Source organism: Thermodesulfobacteriota bacterium, assembly GCA_036482575.1.
Taxonomy (GTDB): Bacteria; Desulfobacterota; GWC2-55-46; order GWC2-55-46; family JAUVFY01; genus JAZGJJ01.
The window spans coordinates 1-25,410 of record JAZGJJ010000186.1; the positions used below are offsets into that span (position 1 = coordinate 1).

Here is a 25,410-nt window from a genome sequence, read left to right on the forward strand (position 1 = left end):
AGGTCGCGGTAGAGACCCTCCAGATGCCTGACCGCCTCGTCGTTAAAGAGGTCCAGCCCCTTGCACCTAACCACCCGCCGCTCGGCCAGGTCATAGCCCTTGCACGCTAAATCCTTCCTGCTTTCGAGACCGTAGTCCGCGTAACGGGTCGTCATCCACGCAAACACTTTCAAATCCTTTTTGTGGGCTATGGACAGGACCCTTCCCAGTATGTCGTCGACGACCGGCGCGTGAGTGGTATTGAAGTATACGCCCACCTTGCTCGCGGGACGGGCGAAGCGGTATATCCTGTCCCCGGGGTTGCTAAAGACCCTCACTATGACCGTATCCACTCCCGCGCGCCTGAGCCTCTCAAGCTCCCCGTCCAACTCCGAGTAGCTCTTCCCCTCGAACATCATCACCTGCACGGCCCTCATCCCGGGCCGGGGCTCGAGCTTCACGACCGGGAGCTCCGGGGGGGCGGAGGGGGCGGAGGGGGTGGGGGACGGGGGGGAGGCGGAAGCACGCTCCTTTAGCTCCTCCTCATGCGCCTTCTCCGCCCTGAGGAGCTTTAGCCCGGCCTCATCCGCGAGCGGGCTCGCCTTAAAGTTCTTCAGAAACTGCCGGAACTGGTCCGCGGCCTCTTTGTAGAGGCCGGCATCCATGTAGGCCTCGGCCATGCGGAACTGCGCCTCGGGGACGAGCGGGCTTGCGGGGAACTCCTCTATGACCCTCGCGAACTCCCTGGCCGCCCTGGTATAGTCGCCCCTCTCGCCGAGGAAACCGGCGTAGTTGAACTGCCCCTCCCCGGTCATCTCGGGCCTCTCCTGAGAGGACTCCGCGGCCGCGGCCGCAGCGGCGACATGCGGATATATAAGGACACAGGCAAGAAGGGGTAAAAAGAACTTCGCTATCCGGCCCGCGCGCGCGCGCCTGTTACTCGAAGAGCGCATCTATCGCCTCTTTTACGGTCGAAACCCCGATAAGCTCCATGGTCCCCGCCTTCCCGAGCCCCTTCAGGTTGCCCCTGGGGAGTACGCACTTTGTGAAGCCGAGTTTTTCGGCCTCCTTTATCCTCGGCAGAACGTGCATTATAGCCCTTACCTCACCGGCAAGCCCCACCTCACCGAACACGACGGCCCTCTGGTCCACGGCCTTGTCGAGGAAGTTGGAGGTAAGGGAGACGACCACCCCGAGGTCTATCGAGGGCTCGTCAAGCCGTATGCCGCCCGCTACCTTAAGGAATATATCATGGTTGGCGAGCGTTATACCCGCCTTTTTTTCAAGTACGGCGGCAAGGAGGAGCACCCTGTTGTAGTCCACCCCCACCACCGTCCTCCTCGGCACCCCGAAAAGCGCGGGAGATACGAGCGCCTGGACCTCGACCAGTATGGTCCTGGTCCCCTCGAGGCTCGATACCACGCAGCTGCCCGAGGCCCCTACCGGCCTCTCGGCAAGGAAGACCTCCGAGGGGTTCAGCACCTCCCGGAGCCCCTCCTCGCACATCTCGAACACCCCTATCTCCATGACCGAGCCGTAGCGGTTCTTAACCGCCCTCAAGACCCTGTAGACGTGCGAGGCGTCCCCCTCGAAGTAGAGCACCGTATCGACCATGTGCTCCAGGACCCGGGGGCCGGCAATGGAGCCGTCCTTGGTGACATGCCCTACCAGAAAGAGCGGTATATCGAGGGCCTTGCAGGTCGCTATAAGCCTGAACGAGACCTCGCGTACCTGGCTCACGCTGCCCGGCGAGGACTCAAGGGCCTCGGTAAAGAGCGTCTGCACCGAATCTATGACGACCACGGCGGGAGCGGTAGCCTTTACGGTCTCCATGACCCGCTCTACACCCGTTTCCGACCAGACAAGGAGGTTTTCCGAGGATATGCCGAGACGCCCGGCCCTGAGCCTTATCTGGCGCGGCGACTCCTCCCCGGACACGTAGAGCACCTTACGGCCCCCGGCGACAACCCCGGCCATGGCCTGCAAAAGCAGTGTGGACTTCCCTATCCCCGGGTCCCCCCCTATGAGTGTCGCGGAGCCCAGGACCATCCCGCCGCCGAGCACCCTGTCGAGCTCTCCCACTCCGGTGGAGAGCCTGTCCTCCTCGGCCGAGGACAGGGAGGATATGGGGCTCGGGACGGCCCCGCTGCCGACGGCCGCAAGCCCCCGCCTCTTCCCGTCCTGGAATACCCTCTCCTCGACGAACGTATTCCAGGAGTTGCACTCCGGACACCTGCCCAGCCATTTGTGGGACGAGTGGCCGCAGGACTGGCAGTTATAGACTGACCTGGCCTTTGCCAACGCTTACCCTCACCTGATGTTATATATTGACAAACAAAGGATTTTTGTTATGATGTGTGACACGCAAAAACAACGCCAGAGGGTGGATACGAGACGGATTACCGATAACGCGGGGGCGCCGCTCGGGGCCGCATAACCTGAGCCGCCGGAACGGACCTTATACATAAAGCCCCCTTGCAGGACCTAACATGCCCGTAGACCATAAGAACATATTAGTTGAACTGAATAAGGCTGTCAAGACACTTAACTTCTACCCCAAGGGACATCCCAACCTGGATGCCATCCTCGGCGACTGCCTCTCGCTTTTCAAACAGGCCACCGAGGAGGTGGGGGAGATAAAGTGGAAGGTGGACCAGAAAGGTTTTTACGCGAACGACAAGCCCATAACCTCGGCCAGCGAACCCGTGGCGGCCTTTGCCAAGCAGTTCTTCCTGAGACGCATAAGCGTCCTCTCTTTCACCCCGGAGATAACGCTCGACGACCTGAATGTCTTTATATCCGTCATTAACGCCGACGCCGGAGATGTCATCGCCGAAGGCGGGGCCGAAAAGATCTTCGCGAAGAAAAAGGTGCGGGGCATACTACTGAACGAGACGCGCTACGAAGACCTCCTCAAGATGGCGGAAGAAGCGGAGGAGGAAGAGGAGCTCGGGGCCGAGGTCGAAGAGACCGAAGAGCCCCGGCCCGTGGAGGGGCAGCCCGAGGAAGAACCTCTCGGCGAACTCCTCGAACGCCTCAAAGCCGAGACGGACGCGCTCAAGTATAACGACCTGGCCTCACGCCTCAGCGAGAGGGCCGGCTCTCTCCTCTCCGCCGGGCGGTTCAACGAAGCGTACCCCGTCATAAAACAGTTCTTCGTGGATTCCCAGGTGGCCTCCGGCCAACCAGACGAAATAAGGGGCAAGGCCCATGAGTGCTTCTTCCAGCTCACCGGCCCGGAGTTAATACGGCACCTCATTCAGAAGATGGGGACGGTGGAGGCGGCGGAGTGCGCCGCGGTCCAGGGCATACTCGTCGGTATCGGAGAAGATGCGGTAGACCCGCTGCTCGGTACGCTCATCGAGACACACGACTTCCAGACCAGGCGCCCCATACACGATACGCTGGTACAACTCGGCGAGAGCATCCGCGGGAGGGTAGAGGCCAAGCTCGGCAGCGGGGACTGGATTACCATCAGGTTCATGGCGGCGCTACTCGGCGAGATAGGCTCGGTCCAGTCCATGGGCGCGCTCGAGGAGGCGTACGGACACGAGGACATCCGGGTAAGGAAGGAAGTGCTGAAGGCTATCGGGATGATATCTTCGACCCGGAGCCTGGAGATACTCTTTGACGCGCTAAGGGAAGGAGAGCACGCGCTGCAGGGGCAGGCCATAATATCGCTCGCCATGCGCAAGGAGAGTTCCGCGGTGGACGAGATAGGCGAGATAGCCACCATGAAAGACCCACTTTCGGAAAATGTAGACATCCGGAAGGAGGCCATAAAAGCGCTCGGCATCATCGGGGACGATAAGTCCGTAGAACACCTGTCCTCTCTCGTTTTAAACAGGGGATGGTTCGGCAAGAAGACGCCCGACGACCTCCTCCAACTCGTGGTCACCTCGCTTGGCAGGATAGGCACGCCGGAGGCGATTGACGCCATAAAGAAGTTTTCGGGAAGCGCCAAGGGGGCGCTGTACAACACCTGTAAAAGGATACTCGAAGGGAGAGAGGAGAAATGATCTCCGACGACAAAGAGCAGATACTCAAGAGCCTGAACGCGGCGCTGCACAGCAAGAAGCTCTATCCCCCGGGACACCCCTCGGTGGCCGCGCCCGTCAAGAAGTGCGCCCAGACCATCGCCGACCACATGAAGGACAAGAGCAAGCTCTCGATATGCCTCGTGGACGAAGCGCTCGTACTGAACGACGTGCCCGTAGCCGACGCGAAGAAGACCTACGAGGACCTGATCGAGCACCTGAAGGCCAGGGGCGTTGAGGCCGTTATCTTCGACAAGGGTGTCGTCGAAAAAGAGCTCTCTGCCCTCTTCGACCTGCTGAGTTCGGAAGACGCCCCGCCGGGACCGGAACTGCAGGGAGAACTAGAGAAAAAAGGCGTCACCCACATAACCGTGCAGTCGCTGGAGCGGACCCCCATAGAGGTCTATAACGACGCGGTGAAGACCGTCAAGGACGTAATGGGCGAGATACGGATGGGCAGGATACCCAAGTCCGAGGAGGTCAAGGGCATCGCCGATGAGATGTCGGATAAGATCCTTAGCGACCCGAACGCAATGGTCGGGCTCAGCATGATAAAGAACTACGACGACTACCTCTACAACCACTCGGTGAACGTAAGCATCATCTCCATGGCTATCGGAAAGTTCATGGGGCTCGACAAAGAGGACATGCACAAGCTGGGCGTAGGGTCGCTCCTGCACGACGTCGGCAAGACCGGGGTTTCCGAGGATATCATAAGAAAGCCCGGGGGGCTCAGCTCGGACGAATGGGAGAAGGTCAAGGAGCACCCCGTGCTCGGCAACAAGATAAGCAAGGAGATGGAGGGCATCCCCGAGGAGACCAGCCGCATAATATACGAGCATCACATACGTTATGACCGCTCCGGCTACCCCACCACCGAAACCGGCACGAGCATCCATCCCCTGAGCCTCATCGTAAGCGTGGCGGACGCCTACGACGCTCTCACCACACTCAGGGTATACCAGAAACCCTACCAGCCGGTCGAGGCCGTAAGGATGATAAAGGGGCTCGCCGGGAAACACTTCGACCCGGACGTGGTAAGCTCCTTCGAGCAGATGATGGGGCTCTACCCGGTAGGCACCATGGTCAGGCTCTCGACGAACGAGATAGGCGTGGTGACGAAGGTGGAGCCGGAGAAGCACGACACCCCGATGATAAAAGTAATCTTCGACCCCGAGGGCAAAAAGATAGACAGCCCCTTCGAGGTGGACCTTTCCGAGAAGAAGGACCCCCCTCTTGTCATAACGGCGCCCGTCGACCCGCTGTACATGAACGTGGATATGGGCGAGTTCTTCGAGCAGGAGGCAAGCAAGTAGCGTCCGGCCCGACCGTTAGCGCGCAAGAAAGGGCACAAAAAAAGTCCCGCCACACAAGTGGCGGGACTTTTGACTTTTTGGTTTTGCCTTTTTACTTTTACCTTCCCTTACTCACCCCTCCATTACACCGAGGGACTTTATCGCAAGGCACCTCATGTCCAGATTGCCCTTTACGGCGAAGTAGGCCATGGCCTCCTCGGCCCTCTTGTCCCCGCTCCTGCCGACCACGTCTATGGCCCTCTCCACGACCCCGGCGTCCTTGCTCTTGAGCATCTGCATGAGCGGCCCCAGAAGCTGCGGGTCCCTGTAGTTCCCGAGCGCCTCTATGGCCACCCTCTCCACTATGGGGCTCTCGTCCTTCAACCTCTCTATCAGGTGCGGAAGCACGCTGCTGTCGGCGAAGGTCCCGAGCACCCTGACGGCCGCGGCCCTCACGTCCTCCACCTCGTCGGTCATGGCCTTGATAAGGAGATCGGTTATCTCCTTGCCCCTCAAGCTACCGACCGCGTATATGCCCCGGAGCTTTTCGAGCTTGCCGCCGGTCTCGATAAGTTTTACCAGGTCCGCAACCCTGGCCCTGGTCTCGAGCCTCTCCAACGCCTCGGCGGCAACGGCCCGCACGCGCTCGTTGGTGTCCTGCAGGCTCTTGACAAGAACTTCCTTCCTTCTGCTCATAGGTGATAAATTTACCAAATCCCTCTATGAGTTGCAAGTCTTATTTACAATTCCCAGCGTCGTCCATCCAGGCGGAAAGCCCCGAAAGGGCGCGCTCGACCGCTTCTTCCTTCGCCTTTCTTTTCCTTTCTTTTCCATTTTTCCCTTTCTCCCTTTCTTTCCCCTTTTTCCTTTCTTCCCCCCCCTTCCCCCCCTCCCCCCTCCCCCAGCGGCTCAGGAGGCCGAAGTTGGCGTTCATGGGCTGGAAGGCACCCTTCCCGGCAACAGGCTCCGTAATATACCTGAGGAGCGCCCCGGTCATGGTCACGGGCGGCGGGAAGACCGGCTCCCTGCCGGAGGAAAGTTTCCAGGCGTTTATCCCGGCGATTATACCGCTCACCGCCGACTCGCAGTAGCCCTCAACCCCAGTAAGCTGGCCGGCGAAGAACACCGAAGGCTCCCCCTTCAGCTGCAGGGTCGGCAGGAGAAGGTTCGGTGAGTCGATATAGGAGTTCCTGTGGATGCTGCCGAGCCGCGCGAAGCTCGCACGCTCTAGCCCCGGAATAAGGCTAAAGACCCTCTTCTGCTCCGGGTGGGTGAGCCTGGTCTGAAAACCCACCATATTATAAAGGCTGTCGGCGCTGTTCTCCCTCCTCAGTTGCACTATGGCCGCAGGCCTGCGGCCGGTCCGGGGGTCGGTAAAACCCACGGGCTTCATCGGGCCGAACGAAAGAGTTTTCAGACCCCTATCGGCCATGGTCTCAACCGGCATGCAGCCTTCGAAAAACGGTATCTTCTCGAACGCCCGGAGCGCCACCCTCTCCGCGCCGGTAAGCTCTTCCACGAAACTATGGTACTCCTCCCCGGTCATGGGGCAGTTTACGTAGTCGTCCCCTCCCTTGCCGTAGCGAGAGCCCATGAACGCGACATCGAAGTTTATCGAATCCTTATAGATTATCGGGGCTATGGCGTCGTAGAAGTAGAGGTTGCCCGACCCGAGAAAACCTTTTAGCTCCGCAGCGAGTCCGTCCGAGGTAAGGGGGCCCGTGGCTATCACAAGGGGCCTTGAAGGCGGGAGGGCCGTCACCTCCTCCCTCCGGAGCTCCACTCCGGCGTCGGTGAGGGCCTTAGTTATGTAGGCTGAGAAGGCTTCCCTGTCCACGGCAAGGGCCTTGCCGGCAGGTACGCTCGTTGCCTCGGCCGCCTCCACGACGATAGAGCCGAGCCGCCGCATCTCTTCCTTCAAGAGCCCCGAGGAGTTCTCCAGCGAGACGGACTTGAGCGAGTTGCTGCAGACGAGTTCCGCGAGCCCGTCGAGCTTATGCGCCGGAGAGAAACGCCGGGGCTTCATCTCATAGAGGGTCGCCTTCCCCCCGAGCCTCGCCACGCGGTAGGCGGCCTCGCACCCGGCAAGGCCTCCGCCTATTACGGTCACATCTCCCATACGGACCATCTTACTACCGCGTCAAACCAAAGGCAAGAGGCTTGCCCTTCAAGATGAATTATGGTAGCGTTAGCGCCATGAAGAAGGCGCGGGCGCACCTCCTGGTGGAGGGTCTGGTGCAGGGGGTGTTTTTCAGGGCCCGCACCGCCGAGACGGCCAACCGCCACGGTGTGACCGGTTGGGTCAGGAACAACCCGGACGGCACGGTCGAGGCGCTCATCGAGGGGGAGGAAGGTTCCGTAAAAGACGTCGTGGAGTGGTGCCGCAAGGGCCCCCAGGGGGCGAGAGTGACGGGCATGAATACGAGATGGGAGGAATACACGGGTGAGTTCGACGACTTTTCCATACAGTACCGCTATTAAACCGACCGCGGCCCTCATTACAGCCCTGCTCGTCTCGGGGTGCGGCTCTATAATCCCCCATAAAGGGCCGCTCCATATCGAGCCCGCGAAACACGTCACGGTCGGCTACCACCAGACGGAGAAGGCGAGCATATTCGAGTCCGAAGAGATTAAGATATCGGTCAGCCCCATAAACGCCGCGGACGGCGATACCGGCTTCCCCATCATAAACGACCTCCTCACCAAGGACTACGTCGTCTTCGAGATGGAGATCGAGAACGGGTCGGGTGAGCGGGTCATCTACAACCCCAACCACACCTCTCTCATGTCCAACGTCATGGACTACAACAAGCCGCTCGACTATACCGACCTTTTCGACATAGTGATGCACGGGGATGACTGGATCGCCGCGCAGAAAGAGCTTCGGGAGCTCAAAGGCAGGTTCTACGACTTGAACACCAAGCTGGAGCCGCGCAGGGGGGTATCGAAGTTCATCCTGTTCCGGCCCATAGATAAGAGCGCCACCCAGGTCGTACTGGTGATAAAAGAACTATACTTCGGGACCAAAACCATAAGCGTGGACTTCATCTTCAAGGTCAGGGGAGAGGGGGACGACGACGCGAAGTAAATCGCGCGCTACTCTTCAGCCTCATCCTCTTCATCTTCCGGCACGTACTCCTTTACCGTCTCTTTAGCCTTATCGAACGTCTCTCTGGCCTTTTCCCTGGACTTATCGAACGTCTCTCTGGCCTTCTCTCCCGTCTCCACGAGCGTTTCCTTCGCCTTTTCGGCGGACTCGCGGAACTCCTTTTCGTATACCTCCAGCTTCTCCCCGCTCTCCTCGGTCTTCCTGCCGAAATCCTTCACGTACTCGGAGCCGCCGAAGTAGAGAAAGAGGGCGAAGAGCACGACGCCTATTACGATACCCATCAGAATCTTTTTCATTGCAACCTCCCGTTACCGTCCTTATGCGTTAACCGCCCTTCTTTACCCCGAGCGCCTCTTTATAGACGACACTTTTCGGAAGGCCGGATCCGGCCGTAACCGCCTTTACCGCGTCCTTCAAGGTAAAGCCCTCGTCGAGCAGCTTCCTTATCTCGCCAGCCGCGTCCTCCGCTTCAATCTCGACCTTTTCCGTCCTCACTACGAGCGTTACCTCTCCTTTAAGCGTCCGCCCCTTCATGAGCCCCGCCACCTCCTCCGCCCTGCCCCTTACGAGTTCCTCATGGAGCTTGGTCATCTCGCGAGCCACGACCACCTCTACGTCTCCGAGCACGCTCCCTATCTCGGCGAGCGTGGCCTTGAGCCTTCGGGCCGACTCGTAGAGGACGACGGTTGAGCCGGTCCCCCTGAGTCCGAGCAGGAACTTCTTCCGCCGCCCGGCCGCGGACGGTACGAACCCCTTGAAGGTGAACTCGTCGATGGGAAGCCCGGCCACGCTCAAGACGGCGGTAAGGGCCGAAGGACCGGGCACGGCCTCCACGCGTACGCCCTCCTCCAGCGCCAGCCTCACCAGCCTGTAACCCGGATCGGATATACCCGGGGTGCCGGCGTCGGAGACGAGCGCCACGTCGCTTCCCTCCTTGAGCTTCTTTACTATCCTCGGGGCCTTCGCCCTCTCGTTATGCTCGAAGTAACTGGTAAGGGGAGTGGATATGCCGTAGTGGCTGAGGAGTTTTCTCGTCCTTCTCGTATCCTCGGCGGCTATGAGATCAGACTCCTTCAGGACCCTCAAGGCCCGGAGGGTAATATCTTCCATGTTCCCTATGGGGGTGGCCACGACACGGAGGACTCCCACCTAATCCCTCCTCTCGAAAGCACGCGCCGCAAGGAGCGTCATGATGACGGAGAAGGTGGAAACGACAAAGATGTCGAGTGGCAGGCTGAATTCCGCTCCGAGCATGGTGTCCGGGGGAAGGAGCACGTGCTTGAAGGAGTCTATCCCGTAGGAGAGCGGGTTTATCATGCTCAGATAGCGGAGCCCCCACGGAAGCGCGTCTACCGGGTAGAGCGCGCCGCTCAGGAAGAACATCGGCAGCACTATGAAGTTCATTATGACGTTAAAGCCCTCGAGGGAAGAGAGGTGCGCGGCTATGAGGAGCCCCATGGAGGTTATGGCCAGCGACACCATGAATATCAAGAGCACCATCACAACGAAGTCGCCGACGCCGAACCTTATGCCCAGAAAGGGCGCTACGGCGAGAAGTGCCGTGCCCTGGAAGACCGAGAGCGTCGTGCCCCCCATGAGTTTGCCCAGGACTATGGTGACACGCGAGACCGGAGAGACCAGCATCTCGCGCATGAAACCGAATTCCCGGTCCCAGACGACCGACATGGTGGAGAATATGGAACTGAAGAGTATGGTCATGCCCACTATCCCGGGCAGGATGAACTGTATGTAGTCCACGCCGGGCCGCGTCTGGACTATCTGCGCGAAGCCCGGGCCGAGTATGAGGAGCCAGAGGAGCGGTCTTGCCAGCGTGGTAAGGAGCCTCCCCCTCTGGCGGAAGAACCGCTTGAACTCGCGCAAGACTATAACGTATACGGCCCTGTATGAAAACATCCTTCCCTTTCCCTTTTTACTTTTTAGTTCCCGTCCGGTTGAGCCACAGCAGACTCCACATCCGCGCCACGGCCTTCCGGCAGCCGCCTACCATGGACATGCTCTCTGAACGGATATCCACTTGATAACCCCCGAATTTTCCCCTATAATCACTTGACGTCGCCTTCGGCCCGAAACACGCGTATGCACTACCCGGGATTATACCCTTTTTAAAACTCAGGGAAAAGCCTTCATGGTCAACCATCCGTCCACCGAGAAAAAAGCCTGGAAAAATCTGCCGTTACCCGCAGTATCCGCCCTGACTTTGTTTTCCCTTGTGGCATATCCCGGATATACGCTATTCGTTAATGACCACAACTTCTACATCCCCGCGATATACCGCCGGTTGAACCCGATACTGTTCCCGAACGAGCACGTACTGAGTTTCGACCTGCTCGCTAATACGATCTTTGACGAGCTTATAATCCTTCTCATGGGCCTGCTGAACACCGACATCTTTTCGGCCCTCTTTCTGCTCTCGGCGGCTGTCAGGTTCATCTACTTCTACTCAATATACAAAATAGCATTTTACTTCACCGGCGACAAAAAGTTCAGCATCTTTTCGATATTGCTATTCATGAGTGGTATCGACATCAACGGGACTGCCACACCTACCATGAACCCCTACCTCACCCCGGGTGTCATGGGCCTGTCTCTCAACCTGTTATTCCTGAGCTTGTTTTTCAACAACAAAAAAACCCTGTCGACCGTCCCCCTCGGCATCGGAATGCTGGTACACGTCCTGAGTTCCCTGCCGTTCATCATTTTCCTCTACATGGACATCCTCTCACGCTCTTATAAAAAGAGGGCCCTTGACAGGCAGTGTCTGCTCCTTGCATCGGTGCCCGTTCTCTTCCTGGCCTTCCTGGTACTCAATTCCGATCTATCGGCACTCGGGCCTTTCGAGTTTATCGACCCCGAGTGGGAAGGTATTATACGTGAGAGAGACCCCTATATCTTCGTTACCTCCTGGCCCCCGCTTGCTTTTACGCTGTTGTTTTCCAGCGCCACTATTTTCATGATAAGCCGTCTGGAACTTGGGGGGCTTACTGAAAACACCGTCAAGAAAAGATACTGTACGGCACTATTCCTCATTCCCCTGTTTCTGTTGGTATTTTCCTTCATAAGCGTCGATATCCTCAAGATGCACCTTTTTGCTGAGTTACGCCCTGCCAGGGGGTTGCTCTTATGGAAAATATTCGCCGCATTGCTATTCTTCCACTATGCATATGAACACGCAAAAAAGAAACCCGGAGATATCCTCTACAACTTCTCTCTGGCAGGAACGTTACTACCCATGGCATTACCACTCTATTATCCCGCCACAGGACATATAGACCTCACAGAGGCAGTCTCGCTGCCTTTTTTCCATACGTTCCTTTTCTTGTGGGTAAAAAGGAAGTACCGCCTGTTCGCATCGAGCGAGCACGAAGTTCTCAAGAGGAACCATCTCCCTATACTCATCTTCTGTACCTCGCTTGCGATATCAATGCCGCTTCTCTTAAAGTACGGGGAGGCGTCCATACTCTTTCCCGAACTGGCCGTAACGATTTGCCTGGCGTTGCTGCTCGCTTTAACGATCGCGCGGAGAAAGGAGTTCCTTACGGAAGACGGCCCGGGTCTGAGTTTTTACGCCTTGTTGCTCGTCGGCATGGCAATATCCATCCCGCGGTTCAGCATATACCCCTCATACTTTAATAACGCGCCCCTCATCGAAGCCTGCGCCTGGATAAAGGAAAATACCGCTGAAAACGCCGTTTTTCTAACCTCCCCGTTGAGCCCCCTGAACACCCCTTTAAGGTTGACCTGCAACAGACCCGTACTTATCACCTATAAGGACGGAGGTCACGTGGTGTACAGCAAAGATTATGCGGTCGAATGGAAAAAAAGGATCGGGCTCACCATCGGAATCCATCCGAAGTTAGAAAAAAAAGAGGACATACGCCCCGAGGTATCGCTAATAGAGAAAGAGTATGATGTGAATTACCTCCTTTCCGGCTACGAACTTAACTCCGGTTACCCACTCCTGTTCGATAACGGCAAGTACTATATCTACAGGCTCGACTGACCGCCCGCCCGGAGGAGGCTACCCCCCCCCTCCCCCCCCCGTCCCCTATCGCCGCTGAGTCGAAGCGTCCCGTATCTCCCTGCCCGTAAGATGCAGGAACACGTCGTCGAGGGTCGGCCTCTTCAGGTTAACCGCTACTATCCCGGTGGTAAGGCCACTGAAGAGTTTCGGGATGAACTTTTCTCCCCCCTCCACGACGAGCGCGAGCCCTGCCTTGAGTTTTTTCGCTTCGACCCCGAACTTTTCCTTTATCTCTCTTCCGGCCTTCTCGTCGTCGTCGGTCCGGAGGTATATGGTGTCCCCCTCTATGGAGCTTTTAAGCTCCTCGGGGCTCGCGCACGCTATTATGCGGCCGTGGTCTATTATGGCTATACGGTCGCACGCCTCGGCCTCCTCCATGTAGTGCGTGGTCATGAAGACCGTGTTGCCATTTCTCTCCTTCAGCCCGCTTATGAACTCCCAGACGTGGCTCCGGGTCTGGGGGTCGAGCCCGAGCGTGGGCTCGTCCAGGAAAAGGACCTTCGGCCTGTGCAGGAGGCCGCGCGCGACCTCAAGCCTCCTCTTCATCCCCCCGGAGAAGGTCTTGACGATATCGTCCCGCCTCTCCCCGAGCCCCACCACGTCGAGCATCTCCTGTATCCTCTCCTCGAGGAGCCTTCTTTCCATATTGTACATGTAGCCGTGGAACTTCAGGTTTTCGTAGGCGGTTAGCTCGTTATCGAGGGTGACCTCCTGGAAGACGAGCCCTATGGAGGAGCGTACTTTCTGGGGTTGGGCAAGGCAGTCGTGTCCGTTGACCGCGGCCGTGCCGGAGCTCGGGGAGAGGAGCGTGCAGAGGACGTTTATGGTGGTGGTCTTGCCGGCGCCGTTGGGGCCGAGGAAGCCGAAGGTCTCCCCCTCCTCTACCTCGAAGGAGACCCCCTTAACGGCCTCTACGCCGTCGTAGTTCTTGGTAAGCTCTTTTACCTCTATTGCAGGCATGGGCGTTCACGGCGAGACTACGCGCCTAAGACGAGTTTAAGTGCATGGTAGATGGCCCCCGCCATTATAGCACATGCCGGGAGCGTCAGCACCCAGGCGTAGAGTATCTTCTTGCCTATGCCCCACCTTACGGCCGAGAGCCTCCTCGTCGAGCCCACGCCCATGATGCACGACGTTATGACGTGGGTGGTGCTGACCGGGGCGCCCATGCTGGCGGCCGAGAGGAGGACCACCGAGGCCGCGCTCTCGGCGGCGAAGCCGTGGACCGGCTTTATCTTCGAGAGTTGCAGCCCGAGCGTCTTTATAACGCGCCACCCGCCGGTAGCCGTACCAAGTCCCATCATGAGCGCGCACGCGGTTATGACCCAGAACGGGACCTCGAGGGTGTCTATAAAACCGCCGCTTAAGAGCGCCATCGTGATTATGCCCATAACCTTCTGCGCGTCGTTGGTGCCGTGGCTAAGGGCCATAAAGCTGACGGAGATGAGCTGGAGCTTGCCGAAGTACTTGTTCACGATGGAGGGGGCCACGTTCTTGCAGAGATGCATGATAAGCACCATAAACAGGAAGCCCACGCCAAGGCCGAATATCGGGGAGAGGAGGAGCGCGGTCAAGACCTTGTAGACCCCCCCCATCTTCAAGACGGAAAAGCCCTTGGCGAATACGACCGCTCCGAGGAGCCCCCCTATGAGCGAGTGGGAGCCGCTTATGGGCATGCCCACCCTGGTCATCATGAAGGTCCAGAGGAAGGCCCCGAGCATGGCGGCGAGTATTACCGTCATGCTTATCATTGTCGGGTCCACGAGGCTTCCACCTATGGTCTTGGCGACCTTTGTGGAGAGGTATGCGCCGACGAAGTTGAGCCCGCCGGCCAGAAGGACGGCGGCCAGCGGCGAGAGGACCCTCGTCGAAACCACGGTCGCGATCGCGTTGGCCGCGTCGTTCCACCCGTTTGCGAAGTCGAAGAGCAGCGCCGCCACGACGACTAGTACTATAAGGACTAACGGGTCAACCATTATAAATACCCGTGATGCGTGTGCGTGATGCGTGATGCGTAAAAGATCTTTTCCTTCCCGCATCACGCATCACGTATAACGCATCACGGCCTTTTTCATGCATGCTTCACCACTATGCCCTCGAGTATGTTGGCCACGTCCTCGAACTTGTCGGCCGCTTCCTCGAGGGTCTCGAAGAGGTCCTTCCACTTTATGACCGCTATGGGGTCCTTCTCCTCATCGAAGAGCCGCGCTATGGCCGACCTGGTTATGCGGTCGGCCTCGTTCTCGAGGCTGTTCAACTCTATGCATATGTGGTGGATGGTCTTGTCCATCTTCTCGAGGTAGCTGACGGCCCTTACGGTCTCCTCGGCCGACTTGAAGAGTATGCGGCCCAGCTCCCTGGCCTCGGACGGAAACTCGCTCACCCTGTAGAGGTGGAACTTGCTCGTGACCGAGTCCATAAGGTCTATCACGTCGTCGAGCCCCGAGATGAGCGCGTGTATGTCCTCCCTGTCTATGGGGGTCACGAAGGTCTGGTTGAGCGTTTTCATCGTCTCGTGGGTTATCCTGTCACCCTCGTGCTCGACGTCCTTTATGAGCTTCGCCTTCTCGGTGACGTCCCCGCCCTCCTCCATGAGTTCCGTAAGCAACCTCGCCCCGACGAGGATGTTATTGGCCGCCCGGTCGAAGAACTCGAAGAAGTTATTGTTTTTCGGTATAAGGCCGAACATAGTACCTCCTTTCTCTATCGGTTTCTTTAATGATCCGATGATACACCACGCATGTTACGGGAATGTTACGCTGACATTACGGGCCGATTAAGTATTGTGGCAGGCATTGCGGACGCTGATGTGGGCCTAAGGCGCGGGGGGGGCGGCGGGGGCGAGGGAGAAGCTGAAGGTGGAGCCCTCGCCGGGGGTGCTCTCCACCCAGACCCTGCCGTTAAAACCGTGAACGATGTGCTTTACTATGGCCAGCCCCAGCCCGGTGCCCCCGAGCTCCCGGCTCCTGGCCTTGTCCACCCTGTAGAAGCGCTCGAATATCCTGGCTATGTCCTCGGGCGGTATGCCTATGCCCGTATCCTCCACGTCCACCCTTACGGTGCCGTCCTCGCCGAGCACCCTGACGTTGACCCGCCCGCCCGAGGGCGTGTACTTGATGGCGTTATCGAGGAGATTGACCACCACCTGTTCGAGCCTGTCCCTGTCGGCCAGGACGTCCGGGAGGCCGTCTTCCCGGTCCACCGAGAGGCGGACACCCCTGTCCCTTGCCTCCTTCTCGAAGCCCGGTGCTATGGAGCGGATAAGCTCGCCTATGTCGAGCCGCTCGGAGACCACGGAGACCTCCTGCGACTCGACCCTGGAGAGAATAAGCAGGTCGTCTATCAGGCGCGACATGCGCGTGGCGTGCCTGTCTATCACCCCGAGGAACTCCCTAAGGGTCTTCCTGTCGTCCATGCCGCCGTCAAGCAGGGTCTCGGAATATCCCTTTATGCTGGCAAGCGGGGTCCGGAGTTCATGGGATACGTTCGCGACAAAGTCCCTCTTTATGGCCTCTACTCTCTTCTCCTCGGTTATGTCGCGGATGAAGAGCAGTGTATTGTCGCTCTCCTCGAGGCGTACCATGCGGACGTTAAAGATCCTCTCGCCCTCGTTTATCTCTATGTTCGCGGCGGAGCACCGGGGCTCCGCAGAGCCGAAGGTGCGTATGGCTTTCAAAAGTCCGGCGTTCCTTATAAGCTCGCCTACGGGCTTTCCCCTGGCCTCCCCCCTCTCCCCACCCACAGTGGAAAAAGAGTTTGAAAAGAACGGGTTGGCATAGAGGACCGAGCCCGCCCTGTCGAGCACCAGCACCCCGACCTGCATCTCGCTCGCTATGGTATTGAGTATGGCTACCTCTTCCATCCCCTACCCTTCCGAGAACCTGTAGCCCGCGCCCCTGACGGTCTCTATGTACTTGCCCGCGCCCTTGAGCTTGGCCCGGAGCCTCCTTACGTGGGTGTCCACGGTCCTCGGCGTGACGTAGCAGTCCCGGCCCCAGGCCCTGTCGAGGAGCGTGTCCCTCGACAGCACCCTCCCGCCGGCCGCGGCAAGGGCGGAGACAAGCCTGAACTCGGTCGAGGTAAGCTCGACCTCTTTTCCCCTGACCGTGACCCTGTGCCTGGCCGGGTCTATGCCGAGCTCCCCGAAGCGGAGCGTGTCGCCCGGAGCCGCGGAGGACCTCCGCTTCAAAACGGCCTTTACCCTCAGTATCATCTCCCTCGGGCTGAAGGGCTTCGTTATGTAGTCCTCGCAGCCGAGTTCGAGGCCGAGGATCCTGTCCACCTCTTCTCCCTTGGCCGTGAGCATTATGACCGGGATATGAGAGAGCGACCCGTCGGCCTTGAGCCTTTTCAAGACCTCGGTCCCCTCCATGTTGGGAAGCATGATATCGAGGATTATCAGGTCGGGCCTCTCTTGAGCGGTGAGCTCAAGCGCTTCGGGGCCGTCCTTTGCCGTCACCACCCCGAAGCCGGCCTTCCTCAGGTTGTACTCCAGGAGGTTCAGGATATCGGGCTCGTCGTCTACCGCGAGTATATTAGCCTTCGGCTTCAATCAACTCCCGTACCCTCTTCTCTATGTCGTCCCTGACCCTCCTGATTACCTCTACGGGTCTTCCGAGCGGGTCCTCTATTGGCCAGTCGATCTTCTTCCCCCTGAACCCTACCGGGCAGAGCTCTTCGGCCGCGCAGCAGCCGAGCGTTACGACCACGTCGGCCCACACGAGCATCTCGTCGGTAAGCTGGTCGGACGTCTGCCCGGAGATATCCACCCCGGCCTCCCTCATGGCCTCGGCCGTGGCCCTGTTGACGATGCCCATGGCCGAGGTCCCGGCGCTCTTGACCTCCACCGACCCGCCCTTTACGGCCCTGGCAAAGCCCTCGGCCATCTGGCTCCTGCAGGTGTTGCCCACGCATACGAACAGTATATTAGACATAGCTGTTTTTACCACAGGCGGGTTCCTTCTGGCAACGGGATTCTTTACCATTAGGACCGTCCTGAGTATATCGAAGGGGGATTTCAATCTCCGGAGATATCTTACGCTATCCTAGAAATAGAACTGGCCCTGCACCTGAAAGACGTCCCGGTCATCGTCGCGCGCGAGCCGTCCGCCGGCGTTCCTGTCGTAGCTGGTGTGTACCCAGTTCATTCCGAGCTTCACCGAGTGGCCTTTGGCGTACCAGTTAACCCCGACGGTGGTCGTCTTCTCTTCCATGCTCGAAGAGTCGGTGTCCTGGTCGTAGACCTCGTACCTTACGGCGGGCTCCAGGGCGTACCTCTCGAAGAAGTAGCCGGCCTGCACGTACCACCCCTCGGGCTCCTTCTCGTCCACGGCCGGGTCGTCGGAGTCCTCCTCCCAGCGGATGTACTCGAACTGGAGGGTAAAGGGGCCGCGGTGGAAAGATACATCGAAGCCGAAAAGTTCCCTGTCCTCCTCGTAGCCGTTCTCCCGGTACTCTATGGAGTCCTGCGAGGCAAGAGACAGCCCGAAGGTCAGGTGCCTCCCCTCCCCCAGATGCGCGTCACTTTTTTTTCCCTTCTTTCCATTTTTTCCCTCAACCCATCCCGGCGGTGAGAGCTCCAGCCTGCCTGCATAGAGAAGGTCCGCGTCGTCCACGCTCCTGCCGCTCCGTATCGTCTCCCCGTCCTCCCAGCCCTCCGCTACGGCGAGGGCGTAGCCCATGAGCCCGTGCATGGCCCTCCCCTCCACCTTGAGCGCGGGCTGGTTATAGGGGTGGTAGTTGCCGAAAAGTTTCTTCGCCTTCTCGGTCGACGCGGGCCGCTCGACGAGGAGCTGCTTCGAGGACGAAACGCGGGACACCCTCGAGTACGGAAGCTTGTGCTTACCGAACCTGATAGAGAGGGCCGGAGAGAACTTGTAGTCAAGGTAGGCGTAGTAGAGGTAGATCTCCTCGTCCTGGCTCTTCTTCTCCCACTTATCGGCCGCGAAGGTGACGTTGAACTTGAGCTTTTCCGTTATGTGCCCGGAGGTTTCGAAACGCGTCCTCCGGGAGTAAAAATCGTCATGCGAGCTATAGGCCGTGCCGGCCCTGTTCGTCCGTATGTCGCCGAAGTCGAGCCTCGGCTGGAGCCTTACCCTTAGCTTTATGTCGCTCTCCGCGCCGAGCTTCAGCTTGTAGCCGTCGGTGGGCTCGCCGAGAAGAAATGCACCGGCGGGAGTTGGCAGGGAGATAGCTACCGCTGCGACCGCCGCTATCGCTACTATTAACCCTCTCACGCTCTTCATGCTCCTCCACGTTTTTGTACTATTATATAACGTACCGTGGTTACAAAACGGTTACGGGAAGGTTAAGAAGAGAAGACGGTTCTCAAGAACGAAAAAGGGGTCGGGAGCGGAGTTGATTAAACGGTGGTACCGGGCAAGTCAGGCAAGCAAGGGGGCACGCCACCCCTCCCCCTCCCTCCCCCTACCACTCGCCGGTATTCAGGTAGTCGTCGATGGAGTCCGCCGCCCGGCGGGCGTCGCCCATGGCGAGAATTACAGTGGACCCGCCGCGCACGATGTCCCCTCCGGAGAAGACCCCCTTTTTGCTGGTCCTGCCGGTATCCTGGTCAATGGTGATGTTGCCCCACTTGTTGGTCTTCATATCGGGGGTGGTCTGCGGCACAATGGGGTTTGCGCCGTTGCCTACGGCCATTATGGCCACGTCGCAGTCGATGCAGACCTCGGACCCCTTGATCGGGATGGGCCTGCGTCTCCCGGACTCGTCCGGCTCGCCGAGCTCCATCTTTATGCACTCGACGGCCTTAAGGCGCCCCTCCTTATCCCCTATGAAGCGCACGGGGTTGGTGAGTATCCGGAAGTTAAGCCCCTCCTCCTCGCCGTGGTGTACCTCCTCGGCACGGGCGGGCATCTCTTCCCTGGAGCGCCTGTATATTATCGATACCTCTTCGGGGCAGAGTCTTAACGCGGTCCTCGCCGCGTCCATGGCCGTGTTGCCGCCGCCGACCACGACCACCTTGTCACCCCTTATTACCGGGGTGTCGTACTTGGGAAACTGGTAGGCCTTCATGAGGTTTACTCTCGTCAGGAACTCGTTGGCCGAGTAGACGCCGACGAGGTTCTCGCCGGGGATGTTCATAAAGTATGGTAGCCCGGCGCCCGTGCCGACGAAGACGGCGTCGTAACCGTTACCGAGGAGCTCGTCTATGGTCTCTAACTTCCCGACGACCTCGTTACACCTTATCTCGACCCCCATGCGTTTAAGGTAGTCCACCTCCGAGGCGACGATCTTCTTCGGGAGCCGGAACTCGGGTATGCCGTATACGAGCACCCCTCCGGGCATGTGCAGCGCCTCGAAGACCGTGACCTTGTGTCCCTTCTTGACGAGGTCTCCTGCGGCGGTGAGCCCGGCCGGGCCGCCTCCGACCACGGCCACCCGCTTGCCGGTCCAGCTCGGTATCTCTGGGATGCTGATCTCGCCGTGCTCGCGTTCGTAGTCGGCGGCGAAGCGCTCGAGCTTGCCTATGGATACGGACTCGCCCTTCTTACCGACGATACAGACCTTCTCGCACTGGTCCTCCTGCGGGCAGACCCTGCCACAGACCGCCGGAAGGCCGTTGGTCTCCTTCAACTTCCTCGCGGCCTCGACGAACTTGCCCTCTTCTATGAGCCTTACGAACCAGGGTATATCTATATTTACCGGGCAGCCTCCCACGCAGAGCGGTTTCTTGCACTGGATGCACCTCTTGGCCTCTTCTATCGCCTGTTTTTCGGTGTAGCCGTGTGGGACCTCGTAGAAGTTACCGACCCTCTCCTTGGGATCCTGCTCGCCCATGGACTGCCTGGGGAGCTTCATCCTCTCTTTCGCTTCTTTCGGGTCCAATCAGTTCCCTCCCCTCTCGTAACAGCTAGTACCCTCGTGGTAGGTGAACTCCTCCATGGCGGTCTTCTCTTCCTTCAAGTAGCTGCGGTTCCGGCGCACGAGCTCGTCGAAGTCGACCTGGTGGCCGTCGAACTCCGGGCCGTCCACGCAGACGAACTCGGTCTTCCCCCCTATGGAGACCCTGCACGCCCCGCACATCCCCGTGCCGTCGACCATTATGGGATTGAGGCTGACCATTGTATGTATCTTGTGCGGCCGGGTGACCTCGCTTACGGCCCTCATCATCGGCACCGGACCGACGCCAACGACGAGGTCTATCTTAACGCCGTCCGCTATGAGCTTCTTCAAGATGTCGGTCACGAAGCCGTGGTGGCCGTAGCTGCCGTCGTCGGTGGTTATGTGGAGCTTATCGCTTACCGAGCGCATCTCTTCTTCGAGTATGAGGAGGCTCTTTGTCCTGGCCCCTATTATTGAGTGTACCTTGCAGCCGGTTTCCTTAAGCGCCGCGCCTATGGGGTAGGTAACGGCCGCGCCTATGCCGCCGCCGACGCAGACGGCCGTGCCTATGCCCTCTATATGGGTGGGCTTTCCGAGGGGGCCCACCACGTCGAGGATGTTGTCGCCCGCCTTCATGGCCCCGAGAAGGCCGGTGGTCTTGCCGACCTCCTGCACTATTATGGTTATGGTCCCGGCGTCGGTGTCGGAGTCCACTATGGTAAGCGGTATGCGCTCGCCGTGCTCGTTAAGCCTCAGGACGATGAACTGCCCGGCCTTCCGCTTCTTAGCTATCTTCGGGGCCTTGACCTTTATCTGGTAGACCATGTGGGCCAGCTCTTTTTTCTCCGCTATCTCATACATGCCGGTTGTGTGCTCCTTTCATGCGGCCGAAAAGCTCAGGTGTAACCAGAACTCCTTATTCCCCTTGGCCCCTTTTATGGGGGAGTCGCACTCGCCGAGGGGGGTAAAACCCTCACCGACGGAAAATTTTCGGATCCTCTCCACTACCGAGCGGTGCTTTTCCGGGTCTTTCACGATCCCGCCCTTGCCGACTTCTCCCTTGCCGACCTCGAACTGGGGCTTTACGAGGGCGAGCAACACGGCACCCGGCTTTAAAAACTCTTTCACCCTGGGGATAACCTTCTCAAGTGAAATGAACGATACGTCTATGACCGCCATCCCAACCTTTTCTCCTACTTCGTCCGGTTCGAGATAGCGGATGTTGCGGCCCTCAAGAAGTTTTACCCTCTTATCCCCCCTGAGGCCCCAGTCGATGAGCCCCTTCCCGACATCCACCGCTATAACCTTCGCGGCCCCCCTCTTTAAGAGACAATCGGTAAAACCCCCGGTCGAGGCGCCCACGTCAAGCGCCGTTAACCCCGCAGCGTCTATCTTGAACTTATCGAGCGCCCCCTGGAGTTTTACCCCGCCGCGGCTTACGTAGGGGAGCGCTTCCTTTACGGAGAGCTCGCTTTCCGGGTCTACGGCGGTCCCGGCCTTGTCCACCACCCGGCCGTCCACGAGTATCTGGCCGGCCATTATAAGGGCCTGTGCCTTCTGGCGGCTCTTTACAAGGGCCCTTTCGAGGACGAGCTTATCGAGCCTGACCTTTCTCTTTTTCTCCACCCCGGGCAAGCGAGCCTCAGTAGGCTATCCGTTTCTTTTCCATCTTTTCCATTTTCCCCGCTTTTCCCGCGCTCACCCGCTTCTCTAACCTCTTCCCACTTACCTCCGCCACTTTGGCCCCCTCGGTAATGAGCCTTACTGCCTTTTCTATACCCGCGCTGTCGAGCCCCAGGAGCGCCCTGAGTTCGGCCTGCGTACCGTGCTCGACGAAGCGGTCCGGGACCCCGATCCTCTTCACCTCGCACTTTACGCCTCTGGCTTCCAGGAGCTCTAGCACGGCGCTTCCGAACCCACCCTGGAGGGCGTTCTCCTCAACGGTAACCATCTTCCCGATGCGCTGCGCGACCTCGACTATGCACTCCTCATCGAGAGGCTTGGCAAAGCGGGCGTCCACAAGAGAGGCGTCTATGCCCGCCTCTTTAAGGCGCTCCGCCGCTTCAAGGGCCGGATAGACCATGGCGCCGAGCGCCAGTATTGCGACGTCGGCGCCTTCCGCTAGCACCTCCGCGCTGCCGAGCGGTATTTCCCTCACCTCTCCCACGAGTTCCTGGCCCGCGAGTTCCCGGCCGGGGCACGCCCCCCTGGGATACCTTATGGCAACCGGTCCGCCGTAGGTCAATGCCGAGTGCAGCAGCCCTCTCAGCTCCCGCTCGTCCCTCGGCGCGGCGACCGTCATGTTCGGCAGGTGCCTCAGGTAGGATATGTCGAAGAGTCCGTGGTGCGTGGGGCCGTCCTCGCCCACTATGCCGGCGCGGTCCATGGCTATGATGACCGGCAGTTTCTGCAGGCAGACGTCGTGGAAGAGCTCGTCATAGGCCCTCTGAAGGAAGGTCGAGTATATGGCCGTAACGGGCAGGAAACCCTCTTTTGCGAGCCCCGCGGCAAAGGTCAGCGCGTGCTGCTCGGCTATGCCCACGTCGAAGAACCTCGTGGGGTACTTCTCCGCGAACTCCGAGAGCCCGGTGCCCTCGGGCATGGCCGCGGTAATGGCCACCACCTTATCGTTGGCTTCGGCCATCTCCAGAAGGGTCCGGCTGAAGACGTCCGTATAGCTGAGCTTCGAACTCTTCTTCGTCTTCCCCGTATCCAAATCGAACGGCCCTATGCCGTGGAACGCGGAGGGGTCCTTCTCGGCCGGCTCGTAGCCCCTGCCCTTCCTGGTAATGACGTGTACGAGGACCGGGCAATCGAGGTGTTCTACGTCCCGCAGCGCTTTTACGAGCGCGCCGACGTCGTGGCCGTCTATGGGGCCGACGTAGTGGAAGCTGAGCCCCTCGAAGAGCATGCCGGGCGTCAAGAGCGTTATAAGCGAGTCCTCGGCCCTCTTAACGAGGTTCGCCAACCCGTCTCCTATCTTGGGTATGGACTTGACGAAGCCCTCTATCTCTTTTTTGACCTTCGTGGCGAAGCGGCCGGTAATCTTCCGGCTAAGGAACGACGAGAGCGCCCCGACGTTCTCCGAGATGCTCATCTCGTTATCGTTAAGGAGCACTATCAGGTCTTTCTTGAGGTGCCCGGCCTGGTTCAAGCCCTCGAAGGCGAGCCCGGCGGTCATGGAGCCGTCCCCTATGACGGAGATAATCTTCTTCGTATCCCCCTACAAGTCCCTGGCCGCGGCCATGCCGAGCCCGGCGGATATGGAGGTCGAGGAGTGGCCCGCGACGAAGGAGTCGAACGGGCTCTCCGACGGTTTCGGGAAGCCGCTCAAGCCCCCTAACTTCCTCAGGGTGTGGAACTCGTCCGCTCGGCCGGTGAGTATCTTATGGGCGTAGGCCTGGTGCCCCACGTCCCAGATGATCCTGTCGGCGGGGGTGTCGAAGACGTGGTGCAGCGCGAGCGCTATCTCCACCGCCCCGAGGCTCGAAGCGAGGTGGCCGCCCGTCTCGGAAACGGTCTCCACGATAAGCCGCCTTACCTCTTCGGCAAGGGAGGCGAGCTCTTCAGTGGAGAGCCCCTTCAGGTCGGCCGGACCTTTTATGGACCCTATTATGGAACCGGCTTTTACTTCCTTATCTTCCATTCTTCCCTTAATACTCCGGAAACGCGCCGGAGCTACTTTCTCCTCTCGACTATATACCTTGCGATAGCCCGGAGCGGCTCGGCCCCCTCGTCGAAGCCCTCTATGGCAACGAGAGCGCGGGCGACAAGCTCCCCGGCCCTCTCCCTCGATGCGTCGAGCCCCATAAGCGCCGGGTAGGTCGCCTTCTTTTTCTTCGCGTCCTCGCCCGTGTTCTTCCCCAGTTCTTCCCTGGTCCCCTCCACGTCGAGTATATCGTCGGCTATCTGAAAGGCGAGCCCCACGGCCTCTCCGTAGCGGGTGAGACTTTCGAGCTTTGCCGCCGTGCCCCCTCCAAGTATCGCGCCGCACCTTACGGCCGCGAGAATGAGCTTACCCGTCTTATGGATATGTATGTACTCGAGCTCCGCGAACTCGATTTCTTTATCCTCGGACTCAAGATCGACCATCTGGCCGCCTATCATCCCGGTGGAGCCCGCAGCCCGGGCCAACTCGCCGACCACCCTTACGAGAGACTTCCTTTCGACCCCCTTGGAGGCGGCTATTATGCCGAAGGCCGAGGTAAGGAGGGCATCACCGGCGAGTATGGCCGCGGCCTCCCCAAAAACCTTATGGCACGTGGGCCTGCCCCTCCTTAGCTCATCGTCGTCGAGCGCGGGCAGGTCGTCGTGTATGAGGGAGTAAGTATGTATGCACTCGAAAGCGCAAGCCGTATTGAGCGCCGCCTTCTCTCTCACCTCCCCCTTATCCTTTCCAGCTACGGCCCCGGCCGAAGCTAAGACAAGTACGGGCCTAAGCCTCTTGCCTCCGGCAAAGAGGCTGTAGCGTACGGCCTTGTGGACGGTATGGGGGTAGTCGCCCTCTCCCGGCAAAAACCCGCCGAGCGCGGTGTTTACCCGCTCTACCCTGGCACTTAGATATCGCTCCAGATCCAAAAGGCCCCTCGTTTATACACAACGCCATAGATAGATGCACATACAGAGCGTCAGAACAAAGCAGGCCAAGGCGCGACGAAGGTGAGGAGTGAGGCGTACTTTTATGGTACGCCGCAACGACGAACCAAGGAGCAACGCAGGCATGCACAGTTATGGCGCTCTGTATATACAGGGTTTAAGACCCGGGGACACCTCCTCCGGAAAACCCGTTTTTAGTCCTTTATAATAGCAAAAACGGGTGCCGATTACAAGGGCACAAAAAAACCCTTTTGCCGGCAATTTCCGCCGGCAAAAGGGGATAAATAACAATCTCCGGTAATCGTTAGGGCCGCTTATACCTTGACTACGTTGGCCGCCTGGGGTCCCTTCGGTCCCTGTGTGATCTCGAACTCGACCTCCTCGCCTTCCTTAAGCGTCTTAAAACCATCTCCGCCTATGGCGGTGTAGTGGACAAAGACATCCTCGCCGGACTCCTGCTGTATGAAGCCGAAACCCTTTATGTCGTTGAACCACTTTACCGTACCCCTT

General features: G+C 59.0%; 24 protein-coding genes and 1 pseudogene. 5 read left to right on the top strand and 20 right to left on the bottom strand.

The features are described 5' to 3' along the window. Together V3W31_08080 and radA are read right to left on the bottom strand one after the other, a co-directional pair. Positions 1-932 (bottom strand): tetratricopeptide repeat protein (locus V3W31_08080; GenBank protein ID MEE9614887.1); only part of this gene is annotated, 932 nt, incomplete at its 3' end. Continuing rightward, complete coding sequence (radA, locus tag V3W31_08085; protein MEE9614888.1) at positions 916-2,280, bottom strand: DNA repair protein RadA; 1,365 nt, start codon at positions 2,278-2,280, stop codon at positions 916-918. The genes V3W31_08080 and radA, both read right to left, overlap by 17 nt. Positions 2,281-2,468: 188 nt before the next feature. On the opposite strand from radA, the gene V3W31_08090 reads away from it, so the two are divergent. After that, a complete protein-coding gene (locus V3W31_08090) occupies positions 2,469-3,998 on the top strand; it encodes a HEAT repeat domain-containing protein (protein ID MEE9614889.1) in 1,530 nt (509 codons plus the stop codon). Then, the gene (locus V3W31_08095) at positions 3,995-5,332 is read left to right on the top strand and encodes an HD-GYP domain-containing protein (protein ID MEE9614890.1); all 1,338 of its coding nucleotides are present in this window, start codon (positions 3,995-3,997) and stop codon (positions 5,330-5,332) included. Before V3W31_08090 ends, V3W31_08095 begins: the two co-directional genes overlap by 4 nt. A 111-nt stretch (positions 5,333-5,443) precedes the next feature. Here the strand turns inward: V3W31_08095 and V3W31_08100 are convergent, their stop codons facing one another. Together V3W31_08100 and trmFO are read right to left on the bottom strand one after the other, a co-directional pair. Continuing rightward, positions 5,444-6,007 carry a HEAT repeat domain-containing protein gene (locus V3W31_08100; GenBank protein MEE9614891.1) on the bottom strand — a complete coding sequence of 188 codons (564 nt, stop codon included), beginning with the start codon at positions 6,005-6,007 and terminating at the stop codon, positions 5,444-5,446. Between the two features lie 40 nt (positions 6,008-6,047). Next, positions 6,048-7,430: a methylenetetrahydrofolate--tRNA-(uracil(54)-C(5))-methyltransferase (FADH(2)-oxidizing) TrmFO gene (gene trmFO / locus V3W31_08105; GenBank protein ID MEE9614892.1), complete on the bottom strand. Its 1,383-nt coding sequence runs from the start codon at positions 7,428-7,430 to the stop codon at positions 6,048-6,050. A gap of 77 nt (positions 7,431-7,507) precedes the next feature. Between trmFO and V3W31_08110 the strand changes: the two genes are divergently transcribed. Both V3W31_08110 and V3W31_08115 read left to right on the top strand, forming a co-directional pair. After that, positions 7,508-7,792 carry an acylphosphatase gene (locus tag V3W31_08110; protein ID MEE9614893.1) on the top strand — a complete coding sequence of 95 codons (285 nt, stop codon included), beginning with the start codon at positions 7,508-7,510 and terminating at the stop codon, positions 7,790-7,792. Further along, the gene (locus tag V3W31_08115; GenBank protein ID MEE9614894.1) at positions 7,755-8,399 is read left to right on the top strand and encodes a hypothetical protein; all 645 of its coding nucleotides are present in this window, start codon (positions 7,755-7,757) and stop codon (positions 8,397-8,399) included. Before V3W31_08110 ends, V3W31_08115 begins: the two co-directional genes overlap by 38 nt. Before the next feature lie 8 nt (positions 8,400-8,407). Here the strand turns inward: V3W31_08115 and V3W31_08120 are convergent, their stop codons facing one another. From V3W31_08120 to V3W31_08130, 3 genes are read right to left on the bottom strand one after another with little or no spacing between them, the layout of a single operon-like run. Further along, entirely contained in the window at positions 8,408-8,716 is a 309-nt protein-coding gene (locus V3W31_08120) for a hypothetical protein (GenBank protein ID MEE9614895.1), read from the bottom strand. A 28-nt stretch (positions 8,717-8,744) separates the two neighbouring features. Then, positions 8,745-9,569, bottom strand: a complete 825-nt coding sequence (gene rsmI / locus V3W31_08125) for a 16S rRNA (cytidine(1402)-2'-O)-methyltransferase (GenBank protein ID MEE9614896.1) — start codon at positions 9,567-9,569, stop codon at positions 8,745-8,747. Next, entirely contained in the window at positions 9,570-10,334 is a 765-nt protein-coding gene (locus tag V3W31_08130) for an ABC transporter permease (GenBank protein ID MEE9614897.1), read from the bottom strand. A 232-nt stretch (positions 10,335-10,566) separates the two neighbouring features. On the opposite strand from V3W31_08130, the gene V3W31_08135 reads away from it, so the two are divergent. Next, a complete protein-coding gene (locus tag V3W31_08135; protein MEE9614898.1) occupies positions 10,567-12,441 on the top strand; it encodes a DUF6798 domain-containing protein in 1,875 nt (624 codons plus the stop codon). Between the two features lie 45 nt (positions 12,442-12,486). Here V3W31_08135 and V3W31_08140 read toward each other — a convergent pair whose 3' ends face one another. The 13 genes and pseudogenes from V3W31_08140 to V3W31_08200 form a co-directional block, all read right to left on the bottom strand. After that, positions 12,487-13,422: an ATP-binding cassette domain-containing protein gene (locus V3W31_08140; protein ID MEE9614899.1), complete on the bottom strand. Its 936-nt coding sequence runs from the start codon at positions 13,420-13,422 to the stop codon at positions 12,487-12,489. Positions 13,423-13,439: 17 nt separating this feature from the next. Then, the gene (locus V3W31_08145) at positions 13,440-14,438 is read right to left on the bottom strand and encodes an inorganic phosphate transporter (protein MEE9614900.1); all 999 of its coding nucleotides are present in this window, start codon (positions 14,436-14,438) and stop codon (positions 13,440-13,442) included. Between the two features lie 95 nt (positions 14,439-14,533). Next, positions 14,534-15,151 (bottom strand): DUF47 family protein, encoded by a 618-nt coding sequence (locus V3W31_08150; protein ID MEE9614901.1) that lies wholly within the window; start codon positions 15,149-15,151, stop codon positions 14,534-14,536. 126 nt (positions 15,152-15,277) lie between these two features. Beyond that, complete coding sequence (locus V3W31_08155; protein MEE9614902.1) at positions 15,278-16,324, bottom strand: ATP-binding protein; 1,047 nt, start codon at positions 16,322-16,324, stop codon at positions 15,278-15,280. A gap of 3 nt (positions 16,325-16,327) precedes the next feature. After that, the gene (locus V3W31_08160) at positions 16,328-17,014 is read right to left on the bottom strand and encodes a response regulator (protein ID MEE9614903.1); all 687 of its coding nucleotides are present in this window, start codon (positions 17,012-17,014) and stop codon (positions 16,328-16,330) included. Continuing rightward, positions 16,998-17,396, bottom strand: a complete 399-nt coding sequence (locus V3W31_08165; protein ID MEE9614904.1) for an arsenate reductase ArsC — start codon at positions 17,394-17,396, stop codon at positions 16,998-17,000. The genes V3W31_08160 and V3W31_08165 overlap by 17 nt, the downstream gene beginning before the upstream one ends. A gap of 111 nt (positions 17,397-17,507) precedes the next feature. Next, entirely contained in the window at positions 17,508-18,707 is a 1,200-nt protein-coding gene (locus tag V3W31_08170) for a porin (GenBank protein MEE9614905.1), read from the bottom strand. Positions 18,708-18,888: 181 nt separating this feature from the next. Then, the gene (gene gltA, locus V3W31_08175; GenBank protein ID MEE9614906.1) at positions 18,889-20,307 is read right to left on the bottom strand and encodes an NADPH-dependent glutamate synthase; all 1,419 of its coding nucleotides are present in this window, start codon (positions 20,305-20,307) and stop codon (positions 18,889-18,891) included. Further along, complete coding sequence (locus V3W31_08180) at positions 20,308-21,165, bottom strand: sulfide/dihydroorotate dehydrogenase-like FAD/NAD-binding protein (protein MEE9614907.1); 858 nt, start codon at positions 21,163-21,165, stop codon at positions 20,308-20,310. 18 nt (positions 21,166-21,183) lie between these two features. Further along, positions 21,184-21,930: a TlyA family RNA methyltransferase gene (locus tag V3W31_08185; GenBank protein ID MEE9614908.1), complete on the bottom strand. Its 747-nt coding sequence runs from the start codon at positions 21,928-21,930 to the stop codon at positions 21,184-21,186. A gap of 16 nt (positions 21,931-21,946) precedes the next feature. Further along, positions 21,947-23,950, bottom strand: a pseudogene (gene dxs / locus V3W31_08190) (1-deoxy-D-xylulose-5-phosphate synthase). Between the two features lie 32 nt (positions 23,951-23,982). Next, complete coding sequence (locus tag V3W31_08195; GenBank protein ID MEE9614909.1) at positions 23,983-24,882, bottom strand: farnesyl diphosphate synthase; 900 nt, start codon at positions 24,880-24,882, stop codon at positions 23,983-23,985. Positions 24,883-25,214: 332 nt separating this feature from the next. Then, on the bottom strand, positions 25,215-25,410 hold a 196-nt coding region (locus V3W31_08200), incomplete at its 5' end, for a cold-shock protein (protein MEE9614910.1).

Bases quoted from the DNA above. Each gene is read 5' to 3' on its own strand.
- V3W31_08095 (MEE9614890.1), top strand. From the start codon at position 3,995: ATGATCTCCGACGACAAAGAGCAGATACTCAAGAGCCTGAACGCGGCG.
- trmFO (MEE9614892.1), bottom strand. From the start codon at position 7,430: ATGGGAGATGTGACCGTAATAGGCGGAGGCCTTGCCGGGTGCGAGGCC.
- V3W31_08165 (MEE9614904.1), bottom strand. From the start codon at position 17,396: ATGTCTAATATACTGTTCGTATGCGTGGGCAACACCTGCAGGAGCCAG.
- V3W31_08135 (MEE9614898.1), top strand. From the start codon at position 10,567: ATGGTCAACCATCCGTCCACCGAGAAAAAAGCCTGGAAAAATCTGCCG.
- V3W31_08155 (MEE9614902.1), bottom strand. From the start codon at position 16,324: ATGGAAGAGGTAGCCATACTCAATACCATAGCGAGCGAGATGCAGGTC.
- V3W31_08120 (MEE9614895.1), bottom strand. From the start codon at position 8,716: ATGAAAAAGATTCTGATGGGTATCGTAATAGGCGTCGTGCTCTTCGCC.
- V3W31_08180 (MEE9614907.1), bottom strand. From the start codon at position 21,165: ATGTATGAGATAGCGGAGAAAAAAGAGCTGGCCCACATGGTCTACCAG.
- V3W31_08100 (MEE9614891.1), bottom strand. From the start codon at position 6,007: ATGAGCAGAAGGAAGGAAGTTCTTGTCAAGAGCCTGCAGGACACCAAC.
- V3W31_08140 (MEE9614899.1), bottom strand. From the start codon at position 13,422: ATGCCTGCAATAGAGGTAAAAGAGCTTACCAAGAACTACGACGGCGTA.
- V3W31_08145 (MEE9614900.1), bottom strand. From the start codon at position 14,438: ATGGTTGACCCGTTAGTCCTTATAGTACTAGTCGTCGTGGCGGCGCTG.
- V3W31_08110 (MEE9614893.1), top strand. From the start codon at position 7,508: ATGAAGAAGGCGCGGGCGCACCTCCTGGTGGAGGGTCTGGTGCAGGGG.
- V3W31_08150 (MEE9614901.1), bottom strand. From the start codon at position 15,151: ATGTTCGGCCTTATACCGAAAAACAATAACTTCTTCGAGTTCTTCGAC.
- V3W31_08090 (MEE9614889.1), top strand. From the start codon at position 2,469: ATGCCCGTAGACCATAAGAACATATTAGTTGAACTGAATAAGGCTGTC.
- V3W31_08130 (MEE9614897.1), bottom strand. From the start codon at position 10,334: ATGTTTTCATACAGGGCCGTATACGTTATAGTCTTGCGCGAGTTCAAG.
- V3W31_08170 (MEE9614905.1), bottom strand. From the start codon at position 18,707: ATGAAGAGCGTGAGAGGGTTAATAGTAGCGATAGCGGCGGTCGCAGCG.